This is a genomic window from Streptomyces europaeiscabiei, assembly GCF_001550375.1.
GTDB classification, from domain to species: Bacteria; Actinomycetota; Actinomycetes; order Streptomycetales; family Streptomycetaceae; genus Streptomyces; species Streptomyces europaeiscabiei.
In genome coordinates this window covers 1-14366 of sequence record NZ_LRTR01000372.1, presented here as the reverse complement: position 1 = coordinate 14366, position 14366 = coordinate 1, and the positions used below count along the sequence as shown (strand labels likewise).

Here is a 14366-nt window from a genome sequence, read left to right as displayed (position 1 = left end):
CGCGCCGGCGAGCACGACGACGGCGGCCGCGGCGGCGATGGTCCGTCGCGGCCTCCGTCGCAGCGCTCCGCGCAGTCGCGGCCCGGTCAGTCGAAGATCCATGCGTCAACGGTACGGGGCCCCGGCGGTGGGCCACGGCCCCCTCAAGGGGGAAGAGTGGGGCATCCCACGGTCGTACGGGAGGAATTCGGTATACAGCGGATGCGGTATGCCGGGTGGCGGGTGGAGATGACAGCAACCTGATAAGTGGCCGCGCCGCCCGAGATATCGGGTGGCGGGAGTGTCAGTGGGTGTGGATAGAGTCGCGGCTCACAGCTGGCACACATGTCCGTGACGGGCATGGATCTTCGGGGTGGGGCAGATGAAGCTGCGGCAGACCGCGGCCTGGGTGGGGATCTCGGCGACGGCGCTCCTGGCGACGACTGCTTGCGGCGCTGAGACCGTCAAGCGGGCCGCCGAGACGGTCGACAGGTCCGACGCGATCCTCGCGGCGCTGACGAGGGCGACGGACCGGACCGAGGAGCTGGGGTCCGCCGAGATCGAGATGACCGCCGACACGGGCGACGGCCCGGTCACCATGGAGGGCACCTACTCCTGGGGCGACGGCTACGCGTACGACATCGAGATGGACGCCGGGGCCGCCGGGATGGGGGAGTTGACGGACGACCCGACCATCCACGCCCTCTTCGTGGACGGCGCGTACTACTACAACGTCGACCCGCTGACCTCCGGGCCCTACAAGGGCAAGGAATGGCTGAAGGTCGACGGGTCGGTGGTGTTCGGTGAGAAGGGCTCCCAGGCCTTCAGCGGCGGCGACAGCGGGGTGAGCCCGGCGGCGTCCATGCGGAGCCTGAAGTACGCGAAGGGCTTCGAGGACCTCGGTGAGGAGCGCGTTGACGGGCGGACCGCCGCCCATTACCGGGCCCTGCTCGGCAAGGAGCAGATGGGCAGGTTCCGGGACGCCTACTCCGGTGAGGGCAGCGTCCTGGACTCGGTGACCGGGGGCGCCGACAAGGTCACGATGGACGTGTGGGTCGGCGCCGACGACCTGCCGATCCGGCTCCGGCAGAAGATGGGCGCCATGACCATCACCATGGACTTCGAGAAGTTCGGCGCCACGGCCGAGGTGAAGGCCCCGCCCGCCGGGGAGACCGCCGACGTCACCGAGGTTCTGCGGGAGAACCTGGAGCAGCGGGGCTGACCCCGGCTGCCCGGACCTGTGGGTGGCGGCCCCCCACCGGATTCCGGGCGGGGCCTTCGTCATTCGGTGGACCACCTCGCGTATGGCTTACGCGCCTTCCGGCGGATCACGCCTGCCCCTTGTGGCGCCGGGGCGATCACCGACGATGCCCGCTGACCAAGGGAGTGCAGGTCAGCGGGCATGCGCAGCGGGTGTTCAGTGGTTGCGCGGGAAGCCCAGGTCGACGCCGGTGGGGCCGTCGGCCGGGTCGGGCCAGCGGGTGGTGACGACCTTGCCCCGGGTGTAGAAGTGGGTGCCGTCGTTGCCGTAGATGTGGTGGTCGCCGAAGAGGGAGTCCTTCCAGCCGCCGAAGGAGTGGTAGCCGACGGGGACCGGGATCGGGACGTTGACGCCGACCATGCCGGCCTCGACCTCCAGCTGGAAGCGGCGGGCGGCGCCGCCGTCGCGGGTGAAGATCGCGGTGCCGTTGCCGAACGGGGAGGCGTTGATGAGGGCGATGCCCTCGTCGTAGGTGTCGACCCGCAGCACGGTCAGCACCGGGCCGAAGATCTCGTCCTGGTACGCCTTCGCCGTGGTCGGGACCTTGTCGAGGAGCGAGATGCCGATCCAGTGGCCGTCCTCGAAGCCGTCGACCGTGAAGCCGGTGCCGTCGAGGATCACCTCGGCGCCCTCGGCCGCCGCGCCCGTGACGTAGGACGCCACCTTGTCGCGGTGCACGGCCGTGATCAGGGGGCCCATCTCGGACGTGGGGTCGTTGCCGGGGCCGATCTTGATCTTCTCGGCACGCTCGCGGATCTTGTCCACGAGTTCGTCGCCGATGGCGCCCACGGCCACGACCGCGGAGATCGCCATGCAGCGCTCGCCCGCCGAGCCGTAGGCGGCGGAGACGGCCGCGTCGGCGGCCGCGTCGAGGTCGGCGTCCGGGAGGACCAGCATGTGGTTCTTGGCGCCGCCGAGGGCCTGGACGCGCTTGTGGTTGGCGGAGGCCGTGGTGTGGATGTAGCGGGCGATCGGGGTCGAGCCGACGAAGGAGATCGCCTTGACGTCCGGGTGCTCCAGGAGACGGTCCACGGCCACCTTGTCGCCGTGGACGACGTTGAAGACGCCGTCCGGCAGACCGGCCTCGGAGAGGAGTTCGGCGATCTTGATGGAGGCCGAGGGGTCCTTCTCGGACGGCTTCAGCACGAACGTGTTACCGGTCGCGATGGCCATCGGGAACATCCACATCGGGACCATCGCCGGGAAGTTGAACGGCGTGATGCCCGCGACGACGCCCAGCGGCTGGCGGATGGAGGCGACGTCCACGCGGCTGGCGACCTGCGTCGACAGCTCGCCCTTCAGCTGCACGTTGATGCCGCAGGCCAGGTCGACGATCTCCAGGCCGCGCGCGACCTCGCCGAGCGCGTCGCTGTGCACCTTGCCGTGCTCGGCGGTGATCAGCTCCGCGATCGCGTCGCGGTTGGCGTCGAGCAGCGCGCGGAACTTGAAAAGGATCGAGGTGCGCTGCGCCAGCGAGGACTGGCCCCAGGTGACGTAGGCCTCCTTGGCGGTCCGTACCGCCGCGTCGACCTCGTCGACGGTCGCGAAGGCGACCTTGGTGGTGACCGCGCCGGTCGCCGGGTCCGTGACCGGACCGAACGTACCCGACGCGCCTTCGACGGTCTTGCCGCCGATCCAGTGGTTGACGATCTTCGTCATGCCGAGAAACTCCTTCTCACAGATGGCGGCGTCGGGTTGAGACGTGCCGGTCGTACTCCTCGCGTGCCTTGACCGCCGACGCGCGGGTCGCGGTCTCGGCCACAGGTACATCCCACCAGGCCTGCGCGGGAGGCGGGCCCGACACTGTGTCGGCCGTTTGGGTCTCCACGTAGACACATGTGGGAGTGTCGGCCGCCCGCGCCTCGGCGAGGGCGGCACGCAGGTCGCGGATGGTCTTGGCGCGCAGGACGCGCATGCCGAGACTGGCCGCGTTGGCGGCGAGATCCACGGGCAGCGGGGCGCCCGTGAACGTGCCGTCGTCGGGGTTGCGGTGCCGGTAGGCGGTACCGAACCGCTCACCGCCGACCGACTCGGAGAGGCCGCCGATGGAGGCGTACCCGTGGTTCTGCACGAGCAGCACCTTGATCGGGACGTTCTCCTGCACGGCCGTGACGATCTCGGTCGGCATCATCAGATACGTGCCGTCGCCGACCAGCGCCCACACCGGGCGCCCGGGAGCGGCCAGCCGGACGCCGATCGCGGCCGGTATCTCGTAGCCCATGCAGGAGTAGCCGTACTCCAGGTGGTACTGGTCCCGCGACCGTGTCCGCCACAGTTTGTGCAGGTCACCCGGGAGGGACCCGGCCGCGTTGATGAGGATGTCGTCCTCGTCGACGATCTCGTCGAGGAGGCCGAGGACCTGGGCCTGGGTGGGCCGGGTGTCCGGCTCGTCGGCCTCGAAGCAGGCGTCGACGCGGTGCTCCCAGCGCTGCTTGTCCTCCGTGTACTCGGCGACGTACCCGTCCGCGACCCGGTGCCCGTGCAGCTCCAGGGCCTCGGCGAGCGCTTCGAGCCCCGCCCGCGCGTCCGCGATCAACGGCAGCCCGGAGAGCTTGTGACCGTCGTGCGGCGCGATGTTGAGGTTGAGGAAGCGGACGCCGTCGGCGGCGAAGAGGGTGCCGGAGGCGGTGGTGAAGTCCGTGTACCGGGTGCCGACGCCGATCACCAGGTCGGCGGTGCGGGCGAGTTCGTTCGCGGTCGCGGTGCCGGTGTGGCCGATGCCGCCCACGTCCTGCGGGTGGTCGAAGCGGAGGGAGCCCTTGCCGGCCTGGGTGGACGCCACGGGAATGCCGGTGGCGGCGGCCAGTTCGGCGAGCGTCTCCTCGGCGCGGGCGTGGTGGACGCCGCCGCCGGCGACGATCAGGGGGCGGCGGGCCGCACGGATCGCTGCGATCGCGGCGGCCAGTTCGGCGACGTCGGCCGCCGGGCGGCGGACGTTCCAGGTCCGCTCGGCGAAGAACTCCTCCGGCCAGTCGTACGCCTCGGCCTGCACGTCCTGCGGCAGGGCGAGGGTCACGGCCCCCGTCTCCACCGGGTCGGTGAGGACGCGCATCGCCTGCAGCGCGGCCGGGATCAGTGCCTCGGGGCGGGTGACCCGGTCGAAGTACCTCGACACCGGGCGCAGCGTGTCGTTGACGCTGATGTCGCCCGCGTAGGGCACTTCGAGCTGCTGGAGGACCGGGTCCGCCGGACGGGTGGCGAAGATGTCGCCGGGGAGCAGCAGCACCGGGAGGTGGTTGATGGTGGCGAGGGCGGCGCCGGTGACGAGGTTGGTGGCGCCGGGGCCGATGGACGTCGTCACGGCGTGCGTGGAGAGGCGGTTCGACTGCCGGGCGTAGCCGACGGCCGCGTGCACCATCGACTGCTCGTTGCGGCCCTGGAGATACGGCATGTCGTCGGCGTACTCGACCAGCGCCTGGCCGAGGCCGGCGACGTTGCCGTGTCCGAAGATGCCCCAGGTGGCACCGATGAGCCGCTGCCGCTCGCCGTCGCGCTCGGTGTACTGGGCGGACAGGAAGCGGACCAGCGCCTGGGCGACCGTCAGCCGGATCGTGCTCATCGGTACCCCTCCGTGTGGTCGGGATGGAAGCAGATCCGCCACTGCCGCTCGGAGCCCGGACCGGCCATCACGTTCAGGTAGTACATGCTGTGGCCGGGCTGCGCGATGGACGGACCGTGCCAGCCGTCGGGCACGAGCACCGCGTCACCGGAACGGACCTCGGCGAGGACGTCGGATCCGCCCTCGCGGGAGGGGAACACCCGCTGGTAGCCGAAACCGTTCGGGCCGTCGATCTCGAAGTAGTAGATCTCCTCGAGCGCGGTCTCCTCCCCCGGCCGGTTCTCGTCGTGCTTGTGCGGCGGGTACGAGGACCAGTTGCCGCCGGGGGTGATGACCTCGACGGTGATCAGCTTGTCGCACTCGAAGGCGTCGGCGGAGGCGAAGTTGCGCACCTGGCGGGCGCAGGTGCCGCTGCCGCGGTCTTCCACGGGGACCTCCGGCGCGGGGCCGTAGCGGGCGGGGAGTCGTCGCTCGCACTTCGCTCCTGCCAAAGCGAAGCGGCCTCCCGCGCCGGAGGCGATCTGTACCCGGGCGTCACGGGGCGCGTACACGAAGTCGGAGACTCCGGCGAACACGCTCTCCCTGCCCAGGATCTGAAACTCTGCGTCTTCCTCGCCGCCGGGTTCACCTGATTCACCGGATTCACCGGATTCACCGAACGTGGCGGATTCATCCGATTCGTCCGAGACTCGCACCGTGCAACCGCCGTTGAGGGACAGCACGATCCATTCGCTGTCCCCGGTCGTGAACGTGTGCGTCCCGTCCGGCTCCAACTCCACGATGCGCAGGCTGCTGTGGGTCCAGCCGGCCCGCTTCGGGTCGATGTCGACGGCGTACTCCGCGTTCGCGGTGGCGCCCTTGGGTACGTACAGCTCGGTCTTCTGTGTCATGCGGCCCTCACAACAGTCCTACGGCGGTGTCCACGGCGGCGGTCACGTCGTCGTCCGCCGGGTAGAGCAACGAGCGGCCGACCACCAGGCCCTGCACGGTGGGCAGTTGCAGCGCGCTCCGCCACTTCTCGTACGCGCCCTCCTGGTCCTCGCCGACATCGCCGCCGAGCAGTACGGCGGGCAGCGTCGAGGTCTCCATCACGCGGGCCATGTCGTCGGGGTTGTCGGTGACGGGCACCTTCAGCCAGGTGTACGCCGAACTGCCGCCGAGCCCGGCCGCTATGGCGATCGACCTGGTGACGGCGTCGGCGCTCAGGTCGTTCCTGACCTTGCCGGTGGCGGGGTCGCGGCGGCTGATGAACGGCTCGACGAACACGGGGAGCCTGCGCTCGGCCATCGCGTCCACGGCACGGGCGGTGGACTCCAGGGTGGTGAGGGAGCCCGGGTCGTCGTAGTCGACGCGCAGCAGGAGCTTGCCGGCGTCGAAGCCGAGGCGCCGCATGTCCTCGGGACGGTGGCCGGTGAAACGGTCGTCGAGTTCGAAGCTGGCGCCCGCGAGGCCGCCCCGGTTCATCGAGCCCATGACGACCTTGCCGTCGAGGGCACCGAGGAGGAGCAGGTCGTCGAGGATGTCGGCGGTCGCGAGGACACCGTCCACGCCGGGGCGGGACAGCGCCAGGCACAGGCGTTCGAGGAGGTCGGCCCGGTTCGCCATGGCGAGTTTGCGGTCACCGACGGAGAGGGCGCCCCGGGCCGGGTGGTCGGCGGCGACGATCATCAGCCGGCCGGAGTCGCCGATCAGGGGGCGCCGGGTACGCCGGGCGGCGGCCTCGGCGATCGCCTCGGGGTGGTGGACCCGGGTGCGGACGAGGGCGGAGACGTCGACGCGGCCGAGGGGGCCGATGGTGGAGACGCGGCCGGCAGGGCCGGCGGAGCGGCCGGGCTCGGTGGTGCTCACAGGACCGCTCCTGCCGCGACCGCCGCCTCGATCTCTTCCACCGTGGGCATCGCGGAGGAGCACTCCAGGCGGGAGGCGACGATCGCGCCGGCCGCGTTGGCGTGCCGCATGATCTTCTCCAGGTCCCAGCCTTCGAGCAGTCCGTGGCAGAGGGAGCCGCCGAAGGCGTCACCGGCGCCGAGGCCGTTCAGGACGTTGACGGGCAGCGGCGGGACCTCGGCGGACTCGCCCTTGCTGTTGACGGCGAGGACACCCTTGGGGCCCTGCTTGACGACCGCGAGTTCGACCCCGGCGTCGAGCAGCGCGCGGGCGGCGGCCTGCGGCTCGCGGACACCGGTCGCGACCTCGACCTCGTCGAGGTTGCCGACCGCGACGGTCGTGTGCCGCAGGGCCTCCTCGTAGAAGGGGCGGGCCTCGGCCGGGTCGGTCCAGAACATGGGGCGCCAGTCGAGGTCGAAGACCGTCGTACCGGCCTTGGCCCGGTGGGCGAGGGCGGCGAGCGTCGCCGTGCGGCTGGGCTCCTCGCTCAGGCCGGTGCCGGTCACCCAGAAGATCCGGGCCCCGGCGACGGCGTCGAGGTCCAGCTCGTGGGCGTCGATCTCCAGGTCCGGGGCCTTGGGGCGGCGGTAGAAGTACAGCGGGAAGTCGTCCGGCGGGAAGACCTCGCAGAAGGTGACGGGGGTCTGCAGGCCCGGGACCGGGGTGACCCAGCGGTCGTCGACACCGAAGTCGCGCAGCGCCTGGTGGAGGTACTCGCCGAAGGGGTCCTCACCCGTGCGGGTGATGACGGCGGTGGAGCGGCCGAGACGGGACGCGGCCACCGCGACGTTCGTCGCCGATCCGCCGAGGAACTTCCCGAAGGACGTCACCTGCGGCAGCGGGACCCCCGTCTGCAACGGGTAGAGGTCCACACCGATCCGCCCCATGGTGATGAGGTCGTACGCCATCGAGTTCCCTTCACGCGCCGGTTCGGTCAAGGTCTAGCCCCGTCGGAGCAACCCTGTCAATACTTTGTCCAGACATTCGGACTACCTATTGACACCTTCCGCTTCGGGACTGAAGCTGACTCCCATGACGTCGTTGTCACCTCAGTCCTCACTCTCGCGCATCCGAGTCGGCTCGGCGCCCGACTCCTGGGGCGTCTGGTTCCCCGACGACCCCCAGCAGGTCCCCTGGCAGCGCTTCCTCGACGAGGTCGCCGCTTCCGGCTACGAGTGGATCGAGCTGGGCCCGTACGGCTATCTGCCGACCGACCCGGCGGTCCTCGCCGAGGAGACCGCCAAACGCGGCCTGAAAGTGTCGGCCGGCACGGTCTTCACCGGCCTGCACCACGGTCCGGACGTCTGGGAGAAGACCTGGGCGCACGTGGCCGACAACGCGGTCCTCGCACAGGCCATGGGCGCCAAGCATCTCGTCGTCATCCCCTCCTTCTGGCGGGACGACAAGACGGGCAAGGTGCTGGAGTCCAGCGAACTGACCGTCGAGCAGTGGCGGCACCTCACCCAGCTCACCGAGCGGCTCGGGCGGGAGGTGCGGGAGAAGTACGGCCTCCAGATCGTGGTCCACCCGCACGCCGACACCCATATCGACAGCGAGGAGAACGTCGTCCGCTTCCTGGACGGCACCGACTCGTCGGTGGTGTCGCTGTGCCTCGACACCGGGCACTACGCCTACTGCGGCGGCGACAGCGTCAAGCTGATCGAGACGTACGGGGAGCGCATCGGGTATCTGCACCTCAAGCAGGTCGACCCCGAGATCCTGGCCGACGTCCGCGCGAACGAGATTCCGTTCGGACCGGCCGTGGCCAAGGGCGTGATGTGCGAGCCGCCGAAGGGTGTGCCCGAGCTGGGGCCGGTGCTGGCCGCCGCGCAGAAGCTGGACGTGGATCTGTTCGCGATCGTCGAGCAGGACATGTATCCCTGCGAGCCGGACAAGCCGCTGCCGATCGCTCAGCGGACCCGGGCGTTCCTGAGGTCCTGCGGCGCGTAGGTTCTCGACGCGGAAGCGCCGGGGGACTGCGGACCGTTCGAGGCTGCGGACCGTTCGAGGCTGCAGACCGTTCGAGGCTGCGGGTGGTTCGTGGCTGCGGGTGGTTCGTGGCTGGTCGCGCAGTTCCCCGCGCCCCTGACGGGGTGCTGCCGCTGCCCCTGAGCGGCAGGGCGCTCCAATGCGCCAGTCATGTCACAAAAGACACCCCCCTGTCACATATGTCACGTGTATGCGGGCCTTCCGTCACATGTGGTCCACCGGCCCTTGCCGGTGATCACAGGGTGTCGTTGACCGGGCACAGGCTTGTGATCGCCAGCGCAGTGCCCGGCTCCCCCGATGGTCTTCCCGGCCGCCGCCGTGGTGCGCGCAGGGAGGTGGCACTGATGACCGACCGACGCCTCTGGTCGTACAAGGACATCGCGGCGCACATCCGTGTGCAGCCCGACACCGTCCGCTCGTACCGCAAACACGGGCTGCTGCCGCCGCCCGACCACATGGAGAACGGCAAGCCCTACTGGTACGCCGACACCGTCCGCGCCTGGGTCGCCTCCAGACCGGGGAACCGGGCGCGCAAGATCGACTGATCCGCTCCGCACCCCGCCTTAATCGTTTGTCCCCGGGTCCGTCCGCTGTCCAGGATCCGGGGATGACTTTTTCCCAGAAACCCGTACTGACCGGCGAGAGAGCCGTACTGCGGCCGTTCACCGAGGACGACGCGACCGTGATGGCGCGCGTCCTGGCCGACCCCGAGGTCGTCCGGCTCACCGGCAGCCCGACCGAGGAGTTCGGGCTGGAACGCCTGCGGTCCTGGTACGGAAGCCGCAACGACCAGGCCGATCGCCTCGATCTCGGAATCGTGGACCGGGCGAGCGGTGAGCTGGTGGGTGAGGCCGTGCTCAATGAATGGGACGAGGCCAACCGCAGCTGCTGCTTCCGGATTCTGATCGGGCCCGGCGGACGGGGCCGGGGGCTGGGCACGGAGGCCGTGCGGCTGACGGTCGGGCATGCCTTCGAGGGGCTGGGGCTGCATCGCGTGTCGTTGTACGTCTACACCCACAACGCCCGGGCCCGGCGCGCCTACGAGAAGGTCGGCTTCGTGTCCGAGGGGGTCGAGCGGCAGACCCTGTGGCAGGACGGCGAGTGGATCGACGCCGTGCGGATGTCGGTCCTCGCGCCGGAATGGGCCGCCCACCGGGGGCGGCCCGACAGGGGGCGGGGCTAGCCAGGTGGGCGGGGCTGGCCGCGTGGGCGGAGCTGGCCGCGTGGGCGGGTCAGCGCCAAGGCTCGATGACCGTCACTCCGCTGCCGGGTGCCGTGCCCATCGCCGCCAGGGCTGCGGGGGCCGCGTCCAGGGGGATCGTCGAGGTCACCAGGAGGTCCGGACGGAGGACGCCCGCCCGGACCAGCTCCAGCATCTGGGGGTAGGCGTGGGCCGCCATGCCGTGGCTGCCCAGGAGTTCGAGCTCCAGGGCGATCGCGCGGGCCATGGGCACGGGGGTGGTGCCCGTCTCGGACGGGAGCAGGCCCACCTGGATGTGGCGGCCTCGACGGCGGAGGCTGTTGACGGAGGCCGCGCAGGTGGCCGGGGAGCCGAGGGCGTCGAGGGACAGGTGGGCGCCGCCGGTCAGCTCGCGGATCGCTGCGGCTGTGTCTGGTTCCGCTGACGCGTTCACGCATTCCGTCGCGCCGAACTTGCGGGCCATGTCCAGGGCCTGCGGGGAGACGTCCACGGCGATCACCCTCGCGCCTGAGGCAGCCGCGATCATCACGGCGGAGAGGCCCACACCGCCACAGCCGTGGACCGCTACCCACTCCCCCGGCGCGACGCGCCCCTGTGTGACGACCGCGCGGAACGCCGTGGCGAAGCGGCAGCCCAGTGCGGCGGCCGTGCCGTACGACAGCTCGTCCGGCAGCGCCACCAGGTTCACGTCGGCATGGTCCAGGGCGACGTACTGGGCGTACGAGCCCCAGTGGGTGAAGCCCGGCTGGGTCTGCCGCTCGCACACCTGCTGGTCCCCGGCCGCGCAGGCGGGGCAGGTGCCGCAGGCGCACACGAACGGGACGGTGACGCGGTCGCCGGGGCGCCATGCGGCGACCGCCGCGCCGGTCGCCTCCACGACGCCGGCGAGTTCGTGGCCGGGGACGTGAGGGAGGGTGATGTCGGGGTCGTGGCCCTGCCAGGCGTGCCAGTCGCTGCGGCAGAGGCCGGTGGCTTCCACGCGTACGACGACTCCGTGGGGGGTGGGGGTGGGGGCCGCGACGTCCTTCACCGTGGCCGGCTCTGCGAACTGCTCGAACACGACTGCGCGCATGTGTCCCACCTTTCGATTGCGGCGGGCCGGTGATCCTGCTCCCTGCCGGTCCGGCCCTGCCCCGGTCAGCATCGCATCGTCGGGACGAGGGTTTCTCGCCCCCGCCGCCCCTACCCGTCCCATCCCCAGAGGCTGTGCCCCTTCGACCCCCTTTTGACCTCCGGTCGGCGCTTTCCTGGGGCTGTCGCCCCAGGCCCCGCTGGGGGCGAGAGGGCGGCTGACGTGATTCTTGTCCGTGCCGGAGCGTCGTGGCTTGTCGCGCAGTTCCCCGCGCCCCTGGGGGCACGACGGCTCTTCGGGCCAGTCGTGCCCCCTCCCGTTGGGGCGCCCGTCCGTCCGTCTTGCTCGTCTCTCAGACTCCGGGGCTGCTTGGGACGGGCTCCGGCTCCTTCGACTTCTCCTCCGTCTTCGGGGGTTCCACCGGCGCCTGCTCCCCCTCGCTCAGGCCGAACCTCTCGTGGAACCTTCTCAGCGGGGCCGGTGCCCACCAGGTGGCGCGGCCCGTCAGGCGCATCACCGCCGGGACCAGGAGGCTGCGGATGACCATGGCGTCCATGAGGACGGCCAGGGCTATGCCCAGGCCGAGCATCTTGGTGTTGGTCACTCGGGAGGTGCCGATGGCCACCATGACCACGGCCAGGATGACGGCGGCGGCCGTGATGAGCCCGCCGGTGCGCTGGAGGCCGAAGCGGACGGAGGCGGTGTGGTCGCCGGTGTGGTCGTACTCCTCCTTGATGCGGGAGAGCAGGAAGACGCCGTAGTCCATGGAGAGGCCGAAGGCCACGCAGAACATCAGGACAGGGAGGGTCGTCTCGATGGAACCCGGGCTGGTGAAGGCGAGGAGGCCGGAGAGGTGGCCGTCCTGGAAGACCCAGACCAGCGCGCCGAACATCGCGGTGAGACTGAGGGCGTTCAGGAGGACCGCCTGGAGGGGGATCAGCACGCTGCCGGTCAGGAGGAAGACCAGGATCAGGGTGACGATCGCTATGAAGGAGAGGGCCCAGGGGAGGCCGTCCCCTATCGCCGCCTTCGTGTCCACCAGGACCGCCGCCGTGCCCGTCACCGAGGTGTCGAAGGGGGCGTCCATGGTCCGGATGTCGTCCACCAGCCGTTGCGCGCCCTCGTCGACCGGCTCACCCTTCGGCTGCACGGTGAAGTAGGCCCAGTCACCCTGGACCAGGGGTCCGTCCACCCGGAGCACCTCGGGCAGGTCCGCCAGCCGCTCCTTGTAGGCGGCGTACTCCGTCTTCGTCGCCTTTCCTTCCGCCAGCACCGCCAGGCCTCCGCCGGGGGTGCCCGGGAAGCCGTCGCGGAGGTGCTGTTGGACGACGTGGGACTCGGCGGTCGAGGGGAGCTGGCGGTCGTCGGCCGTGCCGAACTTCACGCCCAGGAAGGGGAGGCCGAGGAGGACCAGGCCGGCTGTCGTGGCGATGGCGAAGTACGGGGCGCGGCGCATGACGAGGGCTGCCATGCGGCCCCAGGCCGCACCCTCCTCCACGGCCGGGGACTCGCTCCCTTCGGTGTCCGACGTCTTGCGGCGCCTGAACAGCTTGCGCAGGTCCCAGGCGTTGACGCGCTCGCCCAGGAGGACCAGGGCCGCGGGGAGGAGGATCAGGGCCGCGGCCGCGGCCAGGAGGACCACCGCGATGCCCGCGTAGGCGAAGGACTTCAGGAAGTACTGCGGGAAGACCATCATGGCGGCCAGGGAGACGGCGACCGTGAGGGCGGAGAAGAGGACCGTGCGGCCGGCTGTGCGCAGGGTGGTGGCGACGGCCGTCAAGGAGTCGGCGCCGGTGGCCAGTTCCTCGCGGAATCGGCGCACGATGAACAGGGCGTAGTCGATCGCGAGGCCGAGGCCCATGGCCGTGGTGAGGTTCAGGGCGAAGACCGAGACGTCGGTGACCTCGGTGAGGCCGCGCAGGATCGCGTTGGTGCCGAGGATCGCGACGATGCCCACGCCCAGCGGCAGCAGGGCGGCGACCGCGCTGCCGAAGACCATGACCAGCAGGACGAGGGTCACCGGCAGGGCGATCATCTCGGCCCGCAGCAGGTCCTCCTGGATGATCGTCTGCATCTCGTGGCGCACGGCGAGGATGCCGCCGACCTTGACCTCGACCGGGCCGTGGGTGCCGCGGAACTCGGGCGCGATACGGTCCAGGGTCTTGTTCACCGCCGTCTCGTCGCCGGTGAGGCGGGCCGCTATCAGCGCCTCCCCGCCGTCCTCCGCGCGCAGGGTCGGGGCGCCGGTCTGCCAGTAGGAGCCGACGCCCGTGACGCCCTTCTCGGCGGCGAGCCGCTCGGTCAGCTTCTTCGCCTCGGCGGCGACGGCCGGATCGTCGACCGAGGCGCCGCCCGCGTCGACCAGCAGCAGGAAGTTCGGGTTGGAGTCGGGGAACTCGCGTTCCAAGGCCTTCGTCGCGTAGGTGGACTGGGCGGCCGGGTCCTCCCAGCCGCCGCTGCCGAGACGGTCGGCCACATCACTGCCCGCCACGACCGCGAGAGCGGTGAGCACCAGGGCGACGAGCAGGGAGAGCCGGGGGCGGGCGGTCACGAACCGGGTCCAGCCTCCCACTCGGGGTGGCCGGTTGACTTCGGTCATGGTGCGGTGTCCCCTTCACTCTGATCCGTCGCTCTGATCCGTGCTGTGCGCTGCCGGGCAGCACGGGAGCACCGAGCCATACACTGGCAAACACGAGAGATCGCTCGCGTTTCTCAAGAATGCGAGCGACCACTCGTGTTTGTCAATCACGTCCGGAAAGCTGGGGATGAACACGTGCCCGTGAACCAGGAGAAAGAGCAGCCGCGCCGTCGCCAGGCCCGCGGCGAGCGCCGCATCGCCCAACTCCTCGAAGCCGCGGCCTCCGTGTTCTGCTCGACCGGGTACACCGCCGCCAGCACCAACGCCATCGCCCGCGAGGCCGGGGTCTCGCCGGGCACGCTGTACCAGTTCTTCCCGAACAAGGAAGCGATCGCGATCGAGCTGAGCGAGCGGCTCATGCGGGAGATGCGGGAGACGTACGGAGAGGCGCTCGCGCCGGTGGACCCGGCGACCCCGCTGGAGGAGGCCGTCGGCGCCGCCGTCGACCGTTTCATCGACTTCAACTGCCGGCACCCGGTGATCTTCACGCTGATGCACGGCCCGGACACCCCCGGCCGGATCACCGAGCAGCACGACGCCCTGCACACGGCCCTGCTCGCGCGGATCGAGGCGCTGCTCACCCCCTTCCTGTCCGACACACCGGCCGCCGACATCACCCGTACCGCGCACGTCTGCGTGGCCATGTACAAGGCGGGCCTGGAGCTGGTGCTCGGCCGCGAGGGCGCCGAGCGCGAGGCGTACGTCCAGGAGCTGAAGAACGTCCTGCTCCGCTACCTGGAGCCCCTGGTGTGCGACCACCCGCCCGCCGCCCCCTCGAAC

The 14366-nt window shown here is 70.8% G+C and carries 12 protein-coding genes; 5 read left to right on the top strand and 7 right to left on the bottom strand.

Annotated elements, in window-relative coordinates:
* Positions 1-361: 361 nt before the first annotated feature.
* Complete coding sequence (locus tag AWZ10_RS17705; protein WP_060891542.1) at positions 362-1201, top strand: SCO4651 family lipoprotein; 840 nt, start codon at positions 362-364, stop codon at positions 1199-1201.
* Between the two features lie 195 nt (positions 1202-1396).
* Here the strand turns inward: AWZ10_RS17705 and mmsA are convergent, their stop codons facing one another.
* From mmsA to iolC, 5 genes are read right to left on the bottom strand one after another with little or no spacing between them, the layout of a single operon-like run.
* Positions 1397-2899 (bottom strand): CoA-acylating methylmalonate-semialdehyde dehydrogenase, encoded by a 1503-nt coding sequence (gene mmsA / locus AWZ10_RS17700; RefSeq protein ID WP_046706803.1) that lies wholly within the window; start codon positions 2897-2899, stop codon positions 1397-1399.
* Between the two features lie 16 nt (positions 2900-2915).
* A complete protein-coding gene (iolD, locus tag AWZ10_RS17695; protein WP_046706802.1) occupies positions 2916-4799 on the bottom strand; it encodes a 3D-(3,5/4)-trihydroxycyclohexane-1,2-dione acylhydrolase (decyclizing) in 1884 nt (627 codons plus the stop codon).
* The gene (iolB, locus tag AWZ10_RS17690; RefSeq protein ID WP_046706801.1) at positions 4796-5689 is read right to left on the bottom strand and encodes a 5-deoxy-glucuronate isomerase; all 894 of its coding nucleotides are present in this window, start codon (positions 5687-5689) and stop codon (positions 4796-4798) included. Before iolB ends, iolD begins: the two co-directional genes overlap by 4 nt.
* Before the next feature lie 7 nt (positions 5690-5696).
* Positions 5697-6593: a Cgl0159 family (beta/alpha)8-fold protein gene (locus tag AWZ10_RS17685; RefSeq protein ID WP_046706814.1), complete on the bottom strand. Its 897-nt coding sequence runs from the start codon at positions 6591-6593 to the stop codon at positions 5697-5699.
* Positions 6594-6643: 50 nt separating this feature from the next.
* A complete protein-coding gene (iolC, locus tag AWZ10_RS17680; RefSeq protein WP_060891540.1) occupies positions 6644-7594 on the bottom strand; it encodes a 5-dehydro-2-deoxygluconokinase in 951 nt (316 codons plus the stop codon).
* Between the two features lie 124 nt (positions 7595-7718).
* On the opposite strand from iolC, the gene AWZ10_RS17675 reads away from it, so the two are divergent.
* The 3 genes from AWZ10_RS17675 (at position 7719) to AWZ10_RS17665 (ending at position 9858) form a co-directional block, all read left to right on the top strand.
* Positions 7719-8636: a sugar phosphate isomerase/epimerase family protein gene (locus AWZ10_RS17675; RefSeq protein ID WP_037703249.1), complete on the top strand. Its 918-nt coding sequence runs from the start codon at positions 7719-7721 to the stop codon at positions 8634-8636.
* Between the two features lie 383 nt (positions 8637-9019).
* On the top strand, positions 9020-9220 hold the full coding sequence (locus AWZ10_RS17670) for a helix-turn-helix transcriptional regulator (protein ID WP_060891539.1): 201 nt from the start codon (positions 9020-9022) through the stop codon (positions 9218-9220).
* A 62-nt stretch (positions 9221-9282) separates the two neighbouring features.
* Positions 9283-9858 carry a GNAT family N-acetyltransferase gene (locus AWZ10_RS17665; protein ID WP_060891538.1) on the top strand — a complete coding sequence of 192 codons (576 nt, stop codon included), beginning with the start codon at positions 9283-9285 and terminating at the stop codon, positions 9856-9858.
* A gap of 49 nt (positions 9859-9907) precedes the next feature.
* Here AWZ10_RS17665 and AWZ10_RS17660 read toward each other — a convergent pair whose 3' ends face one another.
* Positions 9908-10948 carry a zinc-dependent alcohol dehydrogenase family protein gene (locus AWZ10_RS17660; protein WP_046707958.1) on the bottom strand — a complete coding sequence of 347 codons (1041 nt, stop codon included), beginning with the start codon at positions 10946-10948 and terminating at the stop codon, positions 9908-9910.
* A 352-nt stretch (positions 10949-11300) separates the two neighbouring features.
* A complete protein-coding gene (locus AWZ10_RS17655; protein WP_060891537.1) occupies positions 11301-13547 on the bottom strand; it encodes an MMPL family transporter in 2247 nt (748 codons plus the stop codon).
* A 174-nt stretch (positions 13548-13721) separates the two neighbouring features.
* Between AWZ10_RS17655 and AWZ10_RS17650 the strand changes: the two genes are divergently transcribed.
* On the top strand, positions 13722-14366 hold a 645-nt coding region (locus AWZ10_RS17650; RefSeq protein ID WP_060891541.1), incomplete at its 3' end, for a TetR/AcrR family transcriptional regulator.